This window comes from Amycolatopsis sp. TRM77291 (genome assembly GCF_054166285.1).
In genome coordinates this window covers 6,786,868-6,805,488 of the sequence record NZ_JBSZHF010000001.1, presented here as the reverse complement: position 1 = coordinate 6,805,488, position 18,621 = coordinate 6,786,868, and the positions used below count along the sequence as shown (strand labels likewise).

Annotated in this window: 18 protein-coding genes; 9 read left to right on the top strand and 9 right to left on the bottom strand. The window is 69.8% G+C overall.

Going from position 1 to position 18,621, the window contains the following annotated elements; all coding sequences use genetic code 11:
* Positions 1–23: 23 nt before the first annotated feature.
* On the top strand, positions 24–350 hold the full coding sequence (locus ACXIZN_RS31630) for a MerR family transcriptional regulator (RefSeq protein ID WP_457958730.1): 327 nt from the start codon (positions 24–26) through the stop codon (positions 348–350).
* Between the two features lie 125 nt (positions 351–475).
* Complete coding sequence (locus ACXIZN_RS31625) at positions 476–1,030, top strand: dihydrofolate reductase family protein (protein WP_457958729.1); 555 nt, start codon at positions 476–478, stop codon at positions 1,028–1,030.
* Here ACXIZN_RS31625 and ACXIZN_RS31620 read toward each other — a convergent pair whose 3' ends face one another.
* The 4 genes from ACXIZN_RS31620 to ACXIZN_RS31605 all read right to left on the bottom strand — a co-directional run bounded on the left by ACXIZN_RS31620 (position 1,031) and on the right by ACXIZN_RS31605 (position 8,570).
* The gene (locus tag ACXIZN_RS31620; RefSeq protein ID WP_457958728.1) at positions 1,031–1,873 is read right to left on the bottom strand and encodes an SCO6745 family protein; all 843 of its coding nucleotides are present in this window, start codon (positions 1,871–1,873) and stop codon (positions 1,031–1,033) included. It lies immediately after the preceding gene.
* Between the two features lie 91 nt (positions 1,874–1,964).
* Complete coding sequence (locus ACXIZN_RS31615; RefSeq protein ID WP_457958727.1) at positions 1,965–2,690, bottom strand: dienelactone hydrolase family protein; 726 nt, start codon at positions 2,688–2,690, stop codon at positions 1,965–1,967.
* Positions 2,691–2,858: 168 nt separating this feature from the next.
* Positions 2,859–4,067, bottom strand: a complete 1,209-nt coding sequence (locus tag ACXIZN_RS31610) for an amidohydrolase family protein (RefSeq protein WP_457958726.1) — start codon at positions 4,065–4,067, stop codon at positions 2,859–2,861.
* A gap of 60 nt (positions 4,068–4,127) precedes the next feature.
* On the bottom strand, positions 4,128–8,570 hold the full coding sequence (locus tag ACXIZN_RS31605; RefSeq protein ID WP_457958725.1) for a DUF6531 domain-containing protein: 4,443 nt from the start codon (positions 8,568–8,570) through the stop codon (positions 4,128–4,130).
* A gap of 216 nt (positions 8,571–8,786) precedes the next feature.
* Between ACXIZN_RS31605 and ACXIZN_RS31600 the strand changes: the two genes are divergently transcribed.
* The 3 genes from ACXIZN_RS31600 (at position 8,787) to ACXIZN_RS31590 (ending at position 11,595) form a co-directional block, all read left to right on the top strand.
* The gene (locus tag ACXIZN_RS31600; protein ID WP_457958724.1) at positions 8,787–10,307 is read left to right on the top strand and encodes a nucleobase:cation symporter-2 family protein; all 1,521 of its coding nucleotides are present in this window, start codon (positions 8,787–8,789) and stop codon (positions 10,305–10,307) included.
* Between the two features lie 337 nt (positions 10,308–10,644).
* On the top strand, positions 10,645–10,848 hold the full coding sequence (locus ACXIZN_RS31595; RefSeq protein WP_005149851.1) for a cold-shock protein: 204 nt from the start codon (positions 10,645–10,647) through the stop codon (positions 10,846–10,848).
* Between the two features lie 102 nt (positions 10,849–10,950).
* The gene (locus tag ACXIZN_RS31590) at positions 10,951–11,595 is read left to right on the top strand and encodes a GNAT family N-acetyltransferase (RefSeq protein WP_126732325.1); all 645 of its coding nucleotides are present in this window, start codon (positions 10,951–10,953) and stop codon (positions 11,593–11,595) included.
* Here the strand turns inward: ACXIZN_RS31590 and ACXIZN_RS31585 are convergent.
* Positions 11,585–12,232 carry a response regulator gene (locus ACXIZN_RS31585; RefSeq protein WP_457958723.1) on the bottom strand — a complete coding sequence of 216 codons (648 nt, stop codon included), beginning with the start codon at positions 12,230–12,232 and terminating at the stop codon, positions 11,585–11,587. The two genes, ACXIZN_RS31590 and ACXIZN_RS31585, sit on opposite strands and share 11 nt — an antisense overlap.
* Positions 12,229–13,428, bottom strand: a complete 1,200-nt coding sequence (locus ACXIZN_RS31580; protein WP_457958722.1) for a sensor histidine kinase — start codon at positions 13,426–13,428, stop codon at positions 12,229–12,231. The genes ACXIZN_RS31585 and ACXIZN_RS31580 overlap by 4 nt, the downstream gene beginning before the upstream one ends.
* Positions 13,429–13,567: 139 nt before the next feature.
* Here ACXIZN_RS31580 and ACXIZN_RS31575 point away from each other — a divergent pair, with 139 nt between their 5' ends.
* Complete coding sequence (locus ACXIZN_RS31575) at positions 13,568–14,656, top strand: alpha/beta hydrolase family protein (protein ID WP_457958721.1); 1,089 nt, start codon at positions 13,568–13,570, stop codon at positions 14,654–14,656.
* On the opposite strand, the gene ACXIZN_RS31570 is transcribed toward ACXIZN_RS31575, so the two are convergent.
* A complete protein-coding gene (locus ACXIZN_RS31570; protein WP_457958720.1) occupies positions 14,653–15,609 on the bottom strand; it encodes an SDR family NAD(P)-dependent oxidoreductase in 957 nt (318 codons plus the stop codon). The two genes, ACXIZN_RS31575 and ACXIZN_RS31570, sit on opposite strands and share 4 nt — an antisense overlap.
* 57 nt (positions 15,610–15,666) lie before the next feature.
* Between ACXIZN_RS31570 and ACXIZN_RS31565 the strand changes: the two genes are divergently transcribed.
* The 3 genes from ACXIZN_RS31565 (at position 15,667) to ACXIZN_RS31555 (ending at position 17,566) form a co-directional block, all read left to right on the top strand.
* A complete protein-coding gene (locus tag ACXIZN_RS31565; protein WP_457958719.1) occupies positions 15,667–16,059 on the top strand; it encodes a MerR family transcriptional regulator in 393 nt (130 codons plus the stop codon).
* A gap of 36 nt (positions 16,060–16,095) precedes the next feature.
* On the top strand, positions 16,096–16,473 hold the full coding sequence (locus tag ACXIZN_RS31560) for a PPOX class F420-dependent oxidoreductase (RefSeq protein ID WP_457958718.1): 378 nt from the start codon (positions 16,096–16,098) through the stop codon (positions 16,471–16,473).
* A gap of 106 nt (positions 16,474–16,579) precedes the next feature.
* Complete coding sequence (locus ACXIZN_RS31555; protein ID WP_457958717.1) at positions 16,580–17,566, top strand: MCE family protein; 987 nt, start codon at positions 16,580–16,582, stop codon at positions 17,564–17,566.
* A 111-nt stretch (positions 17,567–17,677) separates the two neighbouring features.
* On the opposite strand, the gene ACXIZN_RS31550 is transcribed toward ACXIZN_RS31555, so the two are convergent.
* Both ACXIZN_RS31550 and ACXIZN_RS31545 read right to left on the bottom strand, forming a co-directional pair.
* Positions 17,678–18,088 (bottom strand): hypothetical protein, encoded by a 411-nt coding sequence (locus tag ACXIZN_RS31550; protein WP_457958716.1) that lies wholly within the window; start codon positions 18,086–18,088, stop codon positions 17,678–17,680.
* Positions 18,081–18,446 carry a hypothetical protein gene (locus ACXIZN_RS31545; RefSeq protein WP_457958715.1) on the bottom strand — a complete coding sequence of 122 codons (366 nt, stop codon included), beginning with the start codon at positions 18,444–18,446 and terminating at the stop codon, positions 18,081–18,083. Before ACXIZN_RS31545 ends, ACXIZN_RS31550 begins: the two co-directional genes overlap by 8 nt.
* Positions 18,447–18,621: the final 175 nt, after the last annotated feature.

Sequence of the window (18,621 nt, the reverse complement as noted above, 5' to 3'; positions counted from 1 at the left end):
GTCCTTTGTGATGTGGAGGTGGAATGATCCCTGCCCAGAACGGACCGGCCGACGGTGCCGACAAATTCGATGACGAGCACTACCCCGCCTACACGATGGGCCGGGCCGCCGACATGCTCGGCGCCACCCAAGGCTTCCTTCGCAGCCTCGACGAGGCCGGTCTGATCACCCCGCAGCGTTCCGCCGGCGGCCATCGCCGCTACTCCCGGCACCAGCTCCGCCTGGCCGCCCGGGTGCGGGAACTGGTCGATCAGGGCACCGCCGTCGAGGCCGCCTGCCGCATCGTCACTCTCGAAGACCAGCTCCACGAAGCCCAGCGCGTCAACGCCGAACTCCGCGCCGACGACTGAAAACCGCGCCCTGTGAACGCCCTTGTCCGGATCGGGCAAGGGCGTTCGTGCGTGGATGTCGAGACGGCCGAGCCCGCTCCGACCCCCTCCCGAAAGCGCCGGACGGGAGCGAAGGAGGCCTTGTGATGAGCAAGGTGGTGCTGGATGTGTCGATGTCGCTGGACGGCTTCACCGCCGGGCCGGACGTCCGGGCCGAAGAGCCCATGGGTGACGGCGGGGAACGGCTGCACGAGTGGATGGCCGGGGAGGGCCCCGACGCCCGCGTTTTCGAGGAGGTGAACGCGAGGGCCGGGGCGGCCGTCATCGGCAGGCGCACCTTCGACCTCGGTCTTCGGCCGTGGGGCGGGACGCCGTGGCCCGGTGTCCCCAGCTTCGTGATCACCCACCGGACCAGGGAAGACCTCCTCGGCGACAACGGTGGCACGTTCGCCTTCGACGGGCTGGAGGCCTCGGTCCGGCGTGCCAAGGACGCGGCAGGGGAGAAGGACGTCCTCGTGCTCGGGGCCGACGTGGCCGGGCAACTGCTGGCCGCGGGCCTGCTCGACGAGGTCCACCTCCACCTCGCCCCCGTGGTGCTGGGCCGGGGGACCTCAGTGTTCGGCGGGTGTCTTGGCGAGCTCGTCCCCCTGGGTGAACCTGTCGCGGGCGCCGCCACCCACCTGCGTTATCGCGTCCGGTGACTACCACGGGATGGTGGCCCGGATGGCGGCCGAGATCGGTTCGAGGTCGGCGACAAGGTTCTCGAGTTCGCTGGGGCTCAGGGCGTTGTAAGGCGCCTCCGCGAGCCGGTCGGTCATCGCCTCGACGCGCTCCTTCGTGGCCCGGCCCGAGTCGGTGAGCCGATCGTCGGACCCGATCAGGCCGCGGTCGCGCATCCCGTCCACGACCGCGGCCAGCTGCGCGGCGGGGAGATGCCAGACCCGGCCGAACTCGTTCGCGGGGATGCCGGCGGACAGGGCGTGGAGCACGTGGCATTCGGTCCCGCCGACACCCTCGGCCACCAGCGCGACGGTGTGGCCGTCGCCGCGGTGCTCACGCAACAGGGTGGCCGCGTGCCACAGCCGCGCCACGGGTTCCTCCGGGACCGGGAGCGTCCGGACGGCGGCGAACAGGGCCCGTCCCTCGACGGGTGCGCTGGTCGCCGCTTTCAGCAGGAGTTCGCCGGCGCGCGTGACGCCGGGGTCGTCGGCGAGGTCGCCGAGGTCGCCGAGGATCCGCCGCATCCCCGCGACGCATCCCCGTTCGCGGGCGGCCAGCGCCGCCTCGGGCGTGGTCAGCTCCCAGACCTTCGGGAGGTGACGTGCCACCTCACCCGGGGCGAAGTTGTAGAAGATCGCGTGGATCACCTCGGCGGGCACCGAACGGCCGAACGGCGCGGCCCGTCCGGCGAAGTAGGCGTCCCACTGGTTACGCAGGCCGAGCGCGATCAGGGCCTCGTCCGACTCGTCGGCGAAGTAGGGGATCAGGCCGATGGGCTCGACCAGGTCGTACATGCGGCGGGCGACGGGTTCCGGGTGCGACATCGGGTCTCCTGTGGTCGTGGCGGCGCCCTCGTGGCGACCGCTCGACTACCCCACGAACGCCGCACCCGGAAATCGACATCGGCTCCGCGACCTATTTCAGGTGCCGGGCGATGAACCGGCCCGCCGAGTCTCCCTCGAAGTGCGGGACGCCGGTGTGCCCGCCCATGTTGGCGTGCAGCGTCTTCTCCCGCGAACCGAAGGCGTCGAACAGATCCAGCGCCTGCTGCCGGTCGTTCCCCTCGTCGTCCCACTGCAGCAGGACCAGCAGCGGGATGGTGACCTGCCGCGCCTCTTCGAGGATGCTTCGCGGCACATAGCTCCCGGCGAACAGGACGGCGGCCGCGATCCGGGGTTCGACCCTCGCCAGCCGGGTCGCGATGGCGATCACCCCGCCCGAGAACCCGACCGGACCGCCGATCCCGGGCAGCGTGAGAAGGGCGTCCAGAGTGGCCCGCCATTCCGGGACCGCCGCGTCGACCAGCGGGAGGACGAGCCGGTCGACGATGTCGTCGCTGACCGGCTCCCCGGCCTTCAGTGCGCTCAGCAGGTCGCCACGGGCTTCGTCGACGGCGGGGAAACGGGGCCGGTCGCCGGCTCCCGGGAGTTCGATGGTGGCCGCGGCGTAGCCCGTCGCCGTGCAGGCCAGGGCCCTGGCCGCGAGCCGGGGATACATCCTGCCGAGTCCGCCGGGGTGCCCCATCAGGATCAGCCGGGCCGGTGCCGCCGATTCGGGCGTCCACAGGATTCCGGGGATGTCGCCGAGGGTGAACTCGCGCTCGAGGGCGCCTTCGAGGCGTCGTTCGGAAGTGAACTGCATGGTCGTGCCTTTCGGGAGTGCTCGTGAAACGGCGCTCCCGGACGACCTATCGCCCGGCCGTGACCCCTGAGGGGAGCACCCTGGTCGGAATGTCCACGGGTACCACCTCCTCGTTCGTTCGCACGGCCTCCGGCAAGGTAGCAGCGGCCGCGATCGCGCGCCAGCGCTTTACCCGATGACCGAAAGCCCGTCCGCCACGACGACGCCGTCGTGCAGCACCGTGCGGTCCTTGCCGCGGTCCATCACCGCGCTCGTCGGGGTCTCGCCGTCCACCAGCACCAGGTCGGCGCGGTCGCCGACGGCCACTCCCGGCCGGTCGGCGATACCCGCCAGCCGCGGGACGTCGTGACTCATGATCGACGCGCCGCCCATCGTCGCGACGGCCAGCGCCATCTCGATCAGGTCGTCGCGGCGGAAACCGTTGGTGAAGGCCAGCTGCCAGGTGCGGTCGAGCAGGTCGCAGTTGCCGTACGGGCTCCAGTAGTCCCGCTGGCCGTCCTCGCCGAGGCCGACGCGCACGCCCGCGGTCGTGAGGTCCGCGAGCGACAGCTGCCCGTCGGTGGACGGCGCGACGGTCGCCATCGCGATGTCCAGTTCGGCGAACGTGTCGATCAGGCGGCGGCTCACCGATTCCGAGATCGAGCCCAGTTCGTACGCGTGCGACATGGTCACCTTGCCGCGCATGTCCAGCACGCGAACCCGCTCGATCACCAGGTCGGTCGAGAACACACCGAGGTGGCCGGGCTCGTGCAGGTGGATGTCGACCTCGACGCCGTACTTCTCGGCGAGCCCGAACACGACGTCGAGATGTCCCTTCGGGTCCTTGTCCAGCGAGCACGGGTCGATCCCGCCGACGACCGTGGCGCCCGAGCGCAGCGAAGCCTCCAGCACGTCCACGGTGCCGGGCTCGCGCAGGATCCCGGCCTGCGGGAACGCCATGATCTCGACGTCCGCGTGCTTGGCGAAGCGCTCCTTCGCGGCGAGGACGGCGTCGAGCTTTTCGAGCCGGCAGTCGACGTCCACCTGCGCGTACGTGCGGACGCGGGTGGTGCCGTTCGCGATCATGCGCTCCAGCGTCCCGGCGACGCGTTCGGGCAGCGGGACCTCGGCGTTCCGCCAGTTCTCGCGGTCGTTCAGCATCATCGCCCAGACACCCGGCGCGCCGGTGTGCGGCCGGAACGGCAGCCCGATCCGCGTCGAGTCCAGGTGGACGTGCACGTCGCTGAACGACGGGAACAGCAGCCGCCCGCGCCCTTCGACCGTGTCCGGCGACGGCGCGGCGGCGGGATCGTGCGGCCGCACCGCGGTGATCCGGCCGTCGGCCACCTCGACGTCGCTGCGCTGTCCACCCCAGGGGCGGACGTCACGGATCAACACGGGGACACCTTTCTCGCCGGACTCTCTTTGGTATACCAAATCCGGTGAACGGCGGCAACGTCACTTGGTGTGCCGGTACGGGCGCGTGTGCCCGGTTTCCGCGTTGTGCTTGGTGATGTGGTCGATCCCCATCTTTTCGAGCCGCGGGTACTCGGTCACGTCGAACACGTTGTCCTCGCGGCGATGCGGGTAGACGTCGTGTCCCTTGCCCGGCCAGTAGGGGAAGACCACGTGCGTGTCCTTGTTGGAGTTCTTGGCGAAGGTTTCGGAGACGTAGTCCCATTTCTCCTGGACGAGCGGTTTCCTCGGGTCGTTGGGATCGTTGATCCAGCCGGGCATCTTGATGTTGTTGTCCTTGAGGGTTCCCTCGAGGGTGTTGCCGCCGTTCTGCTTCGCGATCTTGGTCGCCTTCTCCTCGACCGAGCCGAGGTACTCGTCCTCTTCACCGCGTTTGCGCTTCTTGGTGCCACCGGACCAGAAGAAGTGCTTGTCCGCCTTCAGGATCTGGTCGAGTTTCGGCTTGAACTTCTCGAACTCCTCCTTCGACATCTTGTCGACGTCGATGGGAGGCTTCCGCGGGCTCCTCCGCAAGGGCTGGGGTTGCCCGCTGGGCCCGACCGGCTGAGGTCGCTGCTGGCTGCCCGGACCGCTGCGCCCGCATGGCGGCACGAGGCCGAGCGGGTCCCCGATGAGCAGCGGCTGGTCGACGTAGCCGACGGGATTCGGCGCGGCGGCGAGGCCGAGCGGGTCCTGGCTGAGATAACGCGACGTCCTGGGGTCGTAGTACCGGAAGACGTTGTAGTGCAGCCCGGTCTCCTCGTCGCGGTGCTGGCCGGGGAACGCCAGCGGCATCGACGCGGTGTCGGCGCCGGGCAGCGGCACACCCCAGAAACTGCTGCGGTCCTGCCAGACCAGCGTGCCGTGTTCGTCGAGCAGTTCGGTCGGCGTTCCCGCGGGCGACGTGATCACGGCACGGAACACGGCGTCTTCGAGGGCGCCGGTGCGCTCGATCTGCACGACGGGGCGGTCGTCGTCGTAGCGTTCCCAGGTCAAGAGCCGGTAGGACTCGTCGGCGGGGTCGTAGTCCATCCGCTCGACCACGGTCATCCCGCTCCACAGGAACCGGACGTCGTGTGTGAGCTCGGCTTCCCCTTCCGGGCCGATCAGCCAGCGGCGTTTCGCGAACCGCCGCCCGAGCGGGTCGTAGTGGTAGGTCCAGAACGCGCCGTCGGGGGTGCGCACGGAGCGCAGCCGGTCGAGGTGGTCCCACTCGTAGGCGCAGGACTGGTCCGCGACGACCCGGCCCCGCTCGTCGCCGCTGTAGACGTCCTCGCCGATGACGATGGTCCCCGCGGCGTCGTGGGTGAACCGTTCGACCCCGGCCGGTCCGCGCGCCTCGCTGACGCGGCCCGCGGTGTCGAAGGTGAGCCGCCAGGGCCGGATCGCGTCGTCGACGGCGGCGAGCCTGCCGTCCGGCCGGTAGCCGTAGACGCGCTGCCCGACGCCCGCGATGTGCTCTTCGGCGAGCCGGTCTTCGGTGTCGAACCGACGCCGGAGCACGACGGTGCCATCGACGCTGCGCGTGATCTCCCGCCCGGCGTCGTCGTAGCCGAACTCGACTTCGTGGCCGGCGATCCGCAGCGACCGCGGCAGCCCCTCACCGGTGAACCGCCACTCACTGTCCACACCGGACGACGTGCGGCGGACGAGCACGTCGCCGTCGTGGCGCCAGCACACCCCGAGCCCGTTGATCGTGTCGACGACGACCCGGTCCCCGTCGTCATGGACCATCTCGACCCGCGATTCGGTGTTCTCGGCGACGGTCATCCTGCCGAGCGCGTCGTATTCGTAGCGCGTGACGTCGTCCGGGGTACGCCGCGCCACGACGTTGCCCTGGAGGTCGTAGTCGTACTCGGTCGCGTCACCCGTACTGCTGGTCATGCGCAGCAGTTGCCCCGCCGCGTCGTAGGCGTAGCCGGTCCGGCGGCCCTCGTAGTCGATCTCCTCGACGAGCCTGCCCGCGGCGTCGCGGACATAGCGCCACGTGTGGCCGTTCGGGTTGGTCACCGAGGTGAGCCGCAGCTCGCCGTCGTAGGTGAACAGCGTGCGCGCGCCCGCGGCGTCGGTCTCTTCCAGGACGAGGCCGAACGGGCCGTACTTGCGGCGCCGCGCGGCACCCGCCGCGTCGCGGTGCTCGACGACGTGGCCTTCGGCATCGTGCACCCACGTCTCGCGGCCGCCGTCCGGACCGAGGCGCCAGGCACGGCGCCCGTCGGCCGTCCAGCCGAGCCGTGCCGCGCCGCCGGAGGCCGTGTACGCGAGGCGGGGGCGGCCGAACAGGTCGCGGTCGCCGGGACGGTCCGTCACAGGGGCGTCGGTCAGCGGGTCGGGCGCGTCCGGGATCTCCACCGGCATCCCGGTGCCGACCAGGGTGGTGGCCGGGTCGAACGCGGGGACCGTCCGCCGGACGTCGCCCGCCGACAGCCGGACCTCGCCGTCGGCGTGCGTCACCAGCACCGTCGATCCGCCGGGGCGGTGGACGGCGACCAGCTCGCCGTCCTTGTCGTACTCGTAGCCGGTCTCCCGGCCGAGTTCGTCCACTGTGGACAAGAGTTCGTCGCGCCGGTTCCAGGCGTAGTGCTGGGAGTTGCCCAGCGGATCGACGCGTTCGACCAGCTGCCTGGCGTCGTTGAGGCGGTACGTCCACGTATGGCCCGCGGCGTCGGTGTGCCGCGTCGTGCCGGGTTCGTAGACGAACGTCGCGTTGTAGTAGCCGCTCGCCCCGACCGCGCGGACGCAGCGGCCGGCGTCGTCGTAGACGTAGCGGTACCAAGTGCCCGTGCGGTCCTTCCAGCCGACGAGCCGGTGACTGAAGTCGTAGTCGAGGGTCATCGGGCGGCCGGCGTAGTCCGAGACGACACTCAGCTGGCCGAGCCGGTTGTACGAGAAGCGCACCAGCGGCGGCTGTCCCGGCGCGCCGATGGTGACGATCCGCCCGTTCGCGGTGCCGATCGCGAGTTCGACGCCGTCGTCACGGCGGAGCCGCGCGGGCGTTCCGTCGGGCGCGTAGGCGAATTCGGTGCGGGCGCCGTTCTGTTCGATGGCCGTGAGCGGAAGGACCCGGCCCGCGCCGGCGAAGAGCAGTTCACGATCGCCCATCGACAGCCGGTAGCCGTCCGCCGCGCGGCGCAGCCGGTGCCGTGGACCCTGCACCGGCAGGACGGGGACACCCGCCGGGACCGGATAGGTCAGCACCATGCCGTCTTCGGCGTAGAACAGGATCCGGTCGCGCTGTATCGCCAACCGCTGGTCCATTGTGGACGTCCAAGATGGACCGAACCAGCGGCCGGCGGTGTAGGACGACAGATGCGTCCGGGAGAGTTCGAGTTCGGCCGCGTCACCCGGCAGCGTCACGTCGACCTGTTTCATGACGACCTCACCCGTCGCGACGTCGACGGGGTCACCGCAGTAGTTCTTGGAATCCGACGACGTCGAGCGGTCGCCGTTGCCGTCCTTCTTGGTGGTGTCGGTGTTGCCGCCCCGGTCGCGGGTGCCACCGCCGCCACCGGTGCCGCTGGTGTTCGTCTGGTCGTTGTCGGTCTTGGTGTTGGTGCTCTTGTCGTTGGCGGGGCCGTCGTTGCCGCCGCCCGGTTTGCCGTTGCCGTCGGCGCTGGAGCTGCTGGTGCCTTCGTCGATCCCGCGGTCGTTCCCGCCCTTGGTCTTGGGCGGTGGCGGCGCGTCCACCTTGCCGCTCTGCAGCTTGCGCAGCGCCTTGGCGGCGTCGTCGAAGAGCGTGTCGGCCTTCTTGAGCAGCGGCATCAGGCCCTTGAGCGCCTTGACGAGCTTGGTGGTGAGGTCGGCGATCTTCGCGGCGGTCTTGGCGACCGCGGTCACCACCTGCGGCACCACCCAGGTCAGGCCGATGCCGAGGGTGAACAGCACCTGCAGCGCCCAGCTGATCAGGTGACCGACGAGTTCGGCGATGATGTCGCGGACCAGGGTGCGGACGGCGGCGACGACCTCGCCCGCGGTCTTGACCCCGCTGGACGCGCCCTCGCAGCCCTTCTGCGCGGCGGTGAGCACGGTGACCGTGTCCTTTGACCGTTCGCGGTAGCGGTCCGCGGCGTCGCCCGCCCACGTCTGCAGGTCGGCCTTGACCAGGTCGGTCAGATCCGTGCCGATGGCACCGAGTTCCTTCGCGATGTTGGACCAGGTCTCGGTCTGCGCCTTGATCTGATCGGCGTCGCCGGTAAGGGCGTCGAGCGCGTCGGAGAGCGGGCCGACGTGTTCGAGCAGCCAGCCGACGCCCGCGGCGAGGATCGAACCGAAGGGGTCCATGGCCATCGACAGCGCGTCGAGAGCCGTCCCGACGGCACCCATCGCGACCGCGGCCCAGTCGCCCTTCTCGATGCCTTCCTTGAGGTCGATCGCGGATTCCAGCAACGGGACACCGGAGTGCGCCTTCGTGGAGTCCTGGCGCTCAGCGACCAGCGGATTCGCCATGTATGCCGTCTTTCCTGCCTCGGGATCCTCACCGACTGGGCAGCCGATTTCTACCATCGCCGCGCCGGGGCCTCCCCGTGCGGAACGGATCTTTGTCCGGCCGCCGCAAGGACGACCCCTACGGGCAGGGTCTTGCAAGTTCTGCTATGTGGAAGTTAACCTCCGCAGATTGAAATTGCCCGGCATCGCTCGCTTCTATCGAGAGGCGGATCCAAGGTGAAGAGGACGCGGGCCGAAGCGGCCGCGAGCGGCAGGCCCGAGGACGAACGGCTCGGGATCGGCAAGAGTTTCACTTACGGCGTCCAGCACGTCCTGACGATGTACGGCGGGATCATCGCGCCGCCCCTGATCATCGGCGGCGCCGCGGGCGTCTCGACGGCCGAGATCGGGCTGCTCGTCGCGTCGTGCCTGTTCATCGGCGGTCTGGCGACGATCCTGCAGTCGTTCGGCATCCCCTTCTTCGGCTCCCGGCTGCCGCTGGTCCAGGGCACCTCGTTCGCGGGCGTGGCGACGATGACCGCGATCGTGGCCGACGGTGGGCTGCCCGCCGTGTTCGGCTCGGTGATCGCGTCCGCGGTGCTCGGCTTGCTCATCACGCCGGTGTTCTCCCGGCTGGTGAAGTACTTCCCGCCGGTGGTCACCGGGACGGTGATCACGGTGATCGGGCTCAGCCTGATGCCGGTCGCGGCCCAGTGGGCGATGGGCAACAACACCAAGTCGCCGGAATTCGGCTCGGTCTCCAACATCGGCCTTGCCGCGATGACGCTGGCGATCGTGCTGCTGCTCAGCAAGGTCGCCGTCCCGGCCATCTCCCGGCTCTCGATCCTCCTGTCGATCGTGGTCGGCACCGTACTGGCCGCCGTGCTCGGCAAGGCCGACTTCTCGCAGGTCTGGGACGGCCCGATCTTCGCGGTACCGACCCCGTTCGGCTTCGGCGCGCCGACCTTCGACGTCGCCGCGATCGTGTCGATGTTCATCGTCGTGCTGGTGACCCTCACCGAGACCACGGCCGACATGCTCGCGGTGGGGGAGATCGTCGGCACGCGGGTCGGCAAACGCCGGATCGGCGACGGGCTGCGCGCCGACATGGCGTCCTCGGCGGTCGCGCCGGTCTTTAACGGGTTCATGCAGAGCGCGTTCGCCCAGAACGTCGGGCTGGTCGCGATCACCGGGGTCCGGAGCCGGTTCGTGGTGACCGCCGGCGGCGTGATCCTGCTGGTACTGGGCATGCTCCCGGTGCTCGGCCGGGTGGTCGCCGCGATCCCGTACCCGGTGCTGGGCGGCGCCGGGCTCGTGCTGTTCGGCACGGTGGCGGCGTCCGGTATCAAGACCCTGTCCAAAGTGGACTACAACGGGAACATGAACCTGGTGATCGTCGCGGCGTCGGTCGGGCTGGGCATGGTCCCGATCGCGGCGCCGGAGTTCTACCACCACTTCCCGGCGTGGGTCGGCACGATCTTCCACTCGGGGATCAGCTCGGCCGCGCTCATGGCCGTCGTGCTGAACCTGCTGTTCAACCACCTGAAACCGGCCAAGGCGGGCAGTGACCCGTCGGTGTTCGCGACCGCGACCAGGGTGATCGACTACTCCGACCTCAAGGCCTTCTCGCGGCTCAAGGACGGCGACAGGATCGTCGACGGCAAGATCGTGGACGCCGAGGGCAAGCCGGTCCAGGTGCGCGACGGGGACGGCAGGCCGGTGCCCTACCGGATCGGTTCCGAGCCGGAAGAGCACTGACGCGGCGGGGGCACCTGCGTCGATCGCTCGATCGGGTGTCCCGAAGGTGCCCTTCGCGACGCTCAACGTCCCCGAGGGCACATTCGGGACACCCGACCCGAAGCCTCATCGGGTCCCGGCCGCTCGGCGTCGGCCAGGCTCGCCACGGGGGGTTCCAGGACCCCGGAAATCGGCGCTCCACCCCCTCCGGGTGACCCGCCGAGGGTGGCCTTGACCTGGCGATCTGCACGAATTTGAGACGGCGACGTGTGTTACCGGGCAAGACCTGCGAGAATGGTCCACGAGATCGGGGCATCGAATGAGCTCAGACTCGCTATGAAGAGCAGGTAGAAAAAGTATGGCTCAGGGCAGCGTTAAGTGGTTCAACGGCGAAAAGGGCTTCGGCTTCATCGCTCAGGACGACGGCGGACCGGACGTTTTCGTGCACTACTCGGAGATCCAGGGCAGCGGTTTCAAGTCCCTGGACGAAGGGCAGCGCGTCGAGTTCGAGATCGGCCAAGGTCAGAAGGGCCCGCAGGCCCAGCGCGTCGTCGCCATCTGACTTTCTTCACGCCGAAGGCCTCCATCCGTACCGGGTGGGGGCCTTCGGGCGTTTCGGGACCCGATATCGTCGATGCATGCTTGTGATCGTTCGTGAGCACCCGTGCGGCCGGACGCGGTGAGCCGCTCCGCCCTGGAGCCGGAGCAGGTCGGGCGGAAGGTGCGGTTGCGCGAGGTCGGGCTGGGGGATCGCCGGGTCCTGATGGGCTTCGACCGTGACATGGCCCGCGAGGCGACGCCGCTGATCGGCGGCGGGCACCGGCACTGGGCCTCGCACCGCTCGGGGTCCTCCGGCGACGACATCCACTTCGGCATCGAGACGGTCCGCGGCCGGATGCTGGTCGGGTCGGTCTGCACCATCGGCGCCGACCCGGTGACCGGCCGGTTCGGCTACGGCATCGGGATCGCCCCGCGCCACCAGCGCTGCGGGTACGCCACGGACGCCATCACCGTGCTCCTGGCGCATATGTTCGGGCAACGCGGCTTCCGCAAATGCGAGGTCACCGTGTACGGCGGCAACCTGGCGTCGCTTTCGCTGCACGGCGGTCTCGGCTTCCGCGAGGAAGGCAGGCTGCGCGACACCGAGGTGGTGCGCGGCGAGATCAAGTACCTCGTGCGGATGGGCATCACCGCCGAAGAGTTCGCCGCGCGTCCCGTGGACAGCCTCGCCGACCTCGGCAGGCGTGGCCAGCACCGGCGGCCCCGGCGCGGCAAGCACTGGCGCACGCCCGCCGCGATCAGCGGCTGATCATCCCGGATTCGTAGGCGAAGACGACGGCCTGGACGCGGTCGCGAAGGCCGAGCTTCGTGAGGATGCGGCCGACGTGGGTCTTCACCGTGCCAGGCGAGAGGAACAGCAGCTCGGCGATCTCGGCGTTGGACAGGCCTCGGGCCAGCTGCTGGAGCACCTCGTGTTCGCGGCCGGTGAGCAGGGCGAGCCGGTCGTCCGGCGGCGACGCGGGCAGGCCGGTGACGACCCGGTCGAGCAGCCGCCGGGTGACGGTGGGCGCGAGGGTCGCCTCGCCGGAGGCGACCACCCGGACACCGGCGAGCAGATCCGGCGCCAGCGCGTCCTTGAGCAGGAAGCCGCTGGCCCCCGCATGAAGCGCGGCGTAGACGTATTCGTCCAGGTCGAACGTGGTCAGCACCAGGACGCGGGCGCGATGGGCCGCGGCGATCGCGGCGGTGGCCTCGACGCCGTCCATCTCCGGCATCCGGATGTCCATGAGCACGACGTCGGGATCGAGGTCCGCCACCAGGGCGACGGCCTCCGCGCCGTCGCCCGCCTCGCCGACGACGTCGATGTCGTCCGCGTTGTCCAGGATCATCCGCAGTCCGGTGCGCACGAGCGCCTGGTCGTCGGCGATGACCACCCGGATCGTCATGACGGCAGGGTCGCGCGGACGGCGAAGCCGCGCTCCGGCCGCGGTCCCGCGTCGAAGGTGCCGCCCAGTACGTTCACCCGTTCCCGCATCCCTTCGAGGCCGTGCCCGGTGCCGGACGGCGGTTCGGCCGCGACGCCGTCGTCCGTCACCTCGATCTCCAGCGTGCCGGGGCCATAGCGCATCACGATAGTCACCGACGCGTCCGGACCGGCGTGTTTCAGCACGTTCGTCAGCGCCTCCTGCACGATCCGGTAGGCCGCCAGGTCCACTGTGGACGGAAGGGGCCGGGGTTCCCCTTCGACACGGAACTCGACCGGCGTGCCCGCCGACCGGATGTCGGCGGCCAGCCGCGGCAGGCGTTCCGCACCGGGCCGGGGCTCCCAGTCCGGCTCGTCCTGGCCGAGCGCGCCGAGCAGCCGCCGGATCTCGCTCAACGCGGTGCGCCCGGTGTCGACGATGGCGTCCAGTGCCTCCCGCGACCGCTCGGGTCGCCGTTCCAGCTCCGCTTGCGCGCCCTGCGCCTGCAAGACCACCACGGAAAGCGCGTGCGCGACGACGTCGTGCAGTTCGCGGCTGATGCGGCCGCGTTCGGCGGCCACGGCCAGCGCGGCCTGGGTGTCGCGCTCGCGTTCGAGGTCGGCGGCCCGCTGTTCCAGCACCGACAGGCGGATCCGGCGCTGCCGCGTGTTCAGCCCGGCGAGCCACGCCACCGCGAGCGAGAGGCCGATGGCGGGGAAACCGCCCCAGTCCTGTACCTGATCGTCGTCGTCGGGTGCGGGAGGCGCCAGCGGATCGATGACGATGATGCGCGGCAGCGCCGGAGCAGGCTGCCGCGAATTCGATTCGGCGGCATGGAACGACCACGCCCCGGCGATCACCAGGCCGGCCGCCAGCAAAGCGACGGAACGTCGTCGCGACCCCCAGGCCGCGACGGAGAAGAGGCCGATCAACGCCACGACGTCGACGGGCCTGAGGTCGTTGCCCATGACCAGATGCAGCAGCGAGACGGTGCCCCCGGCCGCGAAAGTGATCGTGGGATTCCGGTGCCGGACGAGTAGGGAAGCCAAGGCCACCAAGGAGGTCAGCCACCACTCGAAGCCCTCCGGGTCGTCGGCCGAGACCACAGTGGACAGTCCGACGAACACGGTCAGCCCGAGGTCCACGGCCTTCGGGTGACTTCTGAGGATGGACAGCACCAGCCGAGCGTAATCCCGGGCCGGGCGGCGCGAATCCCTCTCGCGGCAGACCTCGGGATACGACCTGCGGCAGACGCGCGAACACGCCGCCGGGCTCCAGCCTGGTCGCAGGAAGATCCTCGACAGAAACGGAAACCTCATGAGAAGGCTTCTCGTCGCGCTGGCCGCCCTCGCCGGCATGGTGTCGTTGGCGAGCCCCACCACCGCGGCCCCGCGCCTGACGCTGCCGCCGCCGACCGGCTCGTATCCCGTCGGCTCCACCGACCTCCACCTCGTCGACAGCTCGCGCCAGGACCCTTGGGTGCCGTCCGGGCCGCGCGAGCTGATGGTGTCGATGTTCTACCCCGCGCCGGCGCCGATCGGCCCGAAACGGCCGTACCTCACCTTGGCCGAGGCCAAGGTGTTCCTGACCGAATCGGGCCTCCCCGACGTCGACCCCGGCCTGCTCGCCGGGCTCCGGACCGGCGCCAGGGTCGACGCCCCGCGCCTGCCGGGGAAGCGCGCGCTCGTCGTCCTGTCGCCGGGATTCGGCAAACCGCGCACGACGCTCACCGGGCTCGCGGAAGAGCTGGCGAGCAAGGGGTTCGTCGTCGCGCTGATCGGCCACAACCACGAGTCCCACGGCACCGCCTTCCCCGACGGGCGCGTCACCGAATGCGCCGCGTGCGGATCCGACTCGACACTCATTCCGCCGGTCCGTTCCGCGGACGTCTCGTTCGTCCTCGACACGCTGACCAGGCCTTCGTCGCCCTGGTCCCGGCTGATCGACCGGACGCGTATCGGGATGGCGGGGCATTCCATCGGCGGATACAGCACACCGGCCGCGATGGTCGACGACCCCCGGATCCGCGCGGGTGCCGACCTGGACGGCAGGCTGTGGTCGCCGATCCCCGCGTCCGGGATCGACCGGCCGTTCCTGTTGCTCGGCCGCGAAAGCGAGTACACCCCGGCCGGCCCGGACACGACGTGGGCGGGCAGCTGGCCGAACCTCACCGGCTGGAAGCGCTGGATCAGCGTCGCGGCGGCCGGGCACGCGTCCTTCACCGACGTCGGCGTCCTCGGTGAACAGCTCGGGCTCGGCAAGCCCGAGCTGCTCGGCGGCGAGCGAGGAATGGCGCTGACCAGGGCGTACGTGTCCGCGTTCTTCGACAAGAACCTGCGCGGCGGGCATCAGCCGCTGCTGGACGGGCCGGTGCCGGGCAACCCCGAGATCAAGTTCTGGAACTAGGCGAGGACGGTCCCGGTGAGGTTCTCGGAGAGCTTCCAGAGTCGCGCGGCCTCGCCGGGATCGATCGCGTACGGGCGCACGCCGACCCACTCGCCCTCTTCGGGGGCGAGCTCGGCGACGTCGCAATCCTCGCAGTAGAGCCCGCCCATCCCGTCGAGCATCGGTGACGTCGCCGCCCAGACCTGGGTGGCCGCGCCCTGCTCCGGCGTTTTGAAGTCCGGGTCGGCCTGGTTCCCGTGCTCGTCGATCCAGCCGCGCTCGACCATCTCCTCCGGCCGCAGATGCCGCTGCAGGGGAGTGAGGATGGCGCCCGGATGCAGGCTGAACGCGCGGATCCCGTGTTCGGCGCCGAGCGTGTCCAGCCACACCGCGAACAGCGCGTTGGCGGTCTTGGCCTGACCGTACGCGAGCCAGCGGTCGTAGCCGCGCTCGAACTGGACGTCGTCCCAGCGCATCGGCGAGGAATGGTGACCGGCGGAGGACACCGAGACGACGCGGGCACCGCCTGCCGCCTTCAGCGCGGGCCAGAGCCGGCTCACCAGGGCGTGGTGGCCGAGGTGGCAGATCGCGAAATGCGACTCCCAGCCGGGACCGGCCCGCCGCTCGGGCGCGGCCATGATCCCGGCGTTCGCGATCAGCAGGTCGACCGGCCGGTCGGTGGCGAGGAACCGGCGAGCGAAGCCCTCGACGCTCGCCAGATCGGCGAGGTCGAGCTCGCCGACCTCGGTGCCGGAGATCCCGGCGAGCGCCGTCTCGGCGTCGGCCGGGCGGCGCGCGGGGACGACCACGTGCGCGCCCGCGTCCGCCAGCGCGCGCGTGGTTTCCAGGCCCAGCCCCGAATAGCCGCCGGTGACGACGGCGAGCTTGCCGGAGAGGTCGATCCCGTCCAGTACTTCCGCGGCGGTGCTGCGCGCGCCGAAACCGGAGCCGATCTTGTGTTGTGCGTTGGTCATGGGGCGGACGCTAGGAGCTAGAGGGCGCTCTAGGTCAACACCGCTATCGTCGGTGTGGTGACGGAACTCGCGATCGGCCAGGTCACCGCCCGGACGGGCCTCAGCGTGCACGCGCTTCGCTTCTACGAGAAGGAAGGGCTGCTCGCGGCGCCGGTGAAACGGGACGCGGGCGGCCGCCGCGTGTACACCGAGCAGGACGTCGATTGGCTGGTGAACTGCACGAAGTTCCGGGCGTCCGGGATGCCGCTCGCCACCATCCGCGAATTCGCCGGCCTCGTCCGGCAGGGGCCGGGAAACGAGGAAAAGCGGCTGGAGCTGCTGCGGGACCATCAGAAGACCGTCCGGAACCGGATCGCCGAACTGGCCGATTGCCTGGAGTTGATCAGCCGGAAGGTCGAGATCTACGAGGAGCATGTCGCGCGCGGGACGGCGGACGGGCTCTGGCGCTAGCCGTCACGTTTCGCGCGGCGGTCTCGTCACAGGACTATGACCACGAAACTCGCCAGGTTCACGGACCAGAAGACGATCCTGCTGAAGACTTTCAAGCGGGACGGGACGCCCATCGGGACGCCGGTCAACATCGCCGTCGAAGGGGATCACGCGTACATCCGTACGTATGACGCGGCGTGGAAGGCCAAGCGCTTGGGAAACGATCCGCGGATCGAAATCGCCCCGTCGACGTTTCGCGGCACTCCGACCGGAGAGCCGGTGCGCGGGCGGGCCCGTCTGCTCGAAGGTGAGGAGGCTCGGCACGCGGCCGCCCTCCTGGCCGGGAAGCATCGGCTCCTGCACGGGTTCTTCGTTCCGCTTGTACACCGGCTGAAGAAGTACAAAACGCTCCATTACGAGGTCCGGCTCGATTAAAGTCCACAATGGACAGACGTTGCCACCCGATCGGTGCAACGTTTCGCCTGGCGATGGGCGTGAGCGGCCCTTAAGCTTTGCCGCTTGTGACCTGCGAGGTGAGACGATGAGGTCCTTCGGCGCGGTGGATCCGATCAAGCTCGCGCTCGCCGGGCTCACCACGATGGCCCTCGGGATGGCGGCGGCGCTCAACGCCGACGCGCTGCCGGTGATCGGCGGCGGCACCACCTATTCCGCCGAATTCTCCGACGCGGGCGGGCTGCGCGCGGACAACGACGTCCGGATCGCCGGGGTCAAGGTCGGCAAGGTGTCCGAGATCGACCTCGAAGGCGACCGCGTGCTCGTGTCCTTCCGGGTGAAGGACGCCTGGGTCGGTGACGCCACGAGCGCGTCCATTCGGATCAAGAACGTGCTGGGGCAGAAGTACTTGGCGCTCGATCCGCACGGCGAAGCGGTCCTCGATCCCGGAGATCCCATTCCGCTGCGTCGGACCACCGCGCCGTATGACGTTCTTGAAGCGTTTCGGGATTTGTCGAAAACCGTCGACGCCATCGATGTCGGCCAGCTCGCGAAAAGCTTCGACACGATTTCGGCGACCTTCGCCGATACGCCCGCCGACGTCCGCTCGGCGCTGGACGGGATCTCAAAGCTCTCCGGCACCATCGCCTCCCGCGACCGGCAGCTCCGGACGCTGCTCGCGAACACCCGGCAGGTGTCGCAGACCCTCGTCGACCGCGACACCGAGGTCCAGCGGCTGATCCAGGACGGCGACGCGCTGCTGCGCGCGATCTCCACCCGGCAGCAGGCGATCAAGGATCTGCTCGACGGATCGAAACGGCTCGCGACCGCGCTCGACGGCATCATCGCCGACAACGACGGCCAGCTCGGCCCAGTGCTCGAACAACTCGACCGGCTGACGTCGATGCTCCAGCGCAATCAGGATTCGCTGGCCAAGGGGATCGCGGCGTTCGCACCGGCGATCCGGGTGCTCACCAACGTCGCGGGCAACGGGCGCTGGATCGACGGCTACCTGTGCGGGCTGGTCCTGCCCACGTTCGGGCCGCTGAACGAAAAGGGCTGTTTCGACTCGTGATGGAAGGCGTATCTCGCGTGATTGGAGCCGTAACTCGCGTGATCAGAGGCGGAACACACGAGTTACGCCTTCAATCACGCGAGATACGCCTCTGATCACGCGAGTTCCGTGTCAGGGCTTCGTCCGCCGCAACCAGTACAACCCGATCACCGGGAGCACCAGCGGGATGAAGAGGTATCCCTGCCCGTAGACCGACCACACGGTGGCGTGCGGGAAGGCCTCGCGGTCGAAGAGGCTGAAGGTGCCGATGATCAGCACGCCGAGCAGTTCGACGGCGCAGGCGACCAGCGCGATCCGCCACCAGCCCGCGCCGCGGCGGGCCAGCGCGACGGTGGCCAGGAGATAGACGACGGCCGCGAACGCGGAGAGGGCGTAGGCCAGCGGCGCTTCGTGGAACTTGGTGCTGATCTGCACGGCGGCGCGTGAGGTCGCCGCCAGTGCGAAGATCGCGTACACGGCGACCAGGATCCGTCCCGGGCCGGAGGCCTTGTCCACCGTCTTCTCCTCGGTTTCCTCACGCACTGGCGCCCGCCCAGACCTCGTGCAGCCGCAGGACCATCACCGGGATCGCGAGACAGGCGATGCCGAGGATCACGGTGCTCGACCGGGTGCGCTCGGCCAGTGCCCAGACCGTCCCGAGCGGGAGCACGACGAGGCAGCCGATCAGGTAGGCGAGATAGGTGGCCATGCTGCCGGGGTTGCCGCCGCCGATCAGCAGCACGACCCCGATCACGAGCTGGGCCACCAGCAGGAGTTCGACCACGGCGAGGCCGGCGAGCAGGGCGTTGTCGGGCAGTTTCTTGCGTGCGGCCTGGACGAAACTCCACGCCGCGACCAGCGTCGCGCAGATCGCGACGGTCACCGCGAAGCCTGTGATCACGTCGGCCTCCTTACCTGCTCCACCGGCGACAACGTACCTCCGGGCGGATCACCGCCGACGGGCGACCGGCAGGGTGCGTGGCGGGCGCCACGGCAGCGCACTGGTCCAGACCTCGGGTGAATAGATCACGAAGCGCGCCCGGTTGGCGCACCGCCAATTCGGTCGCGCGTTTTTG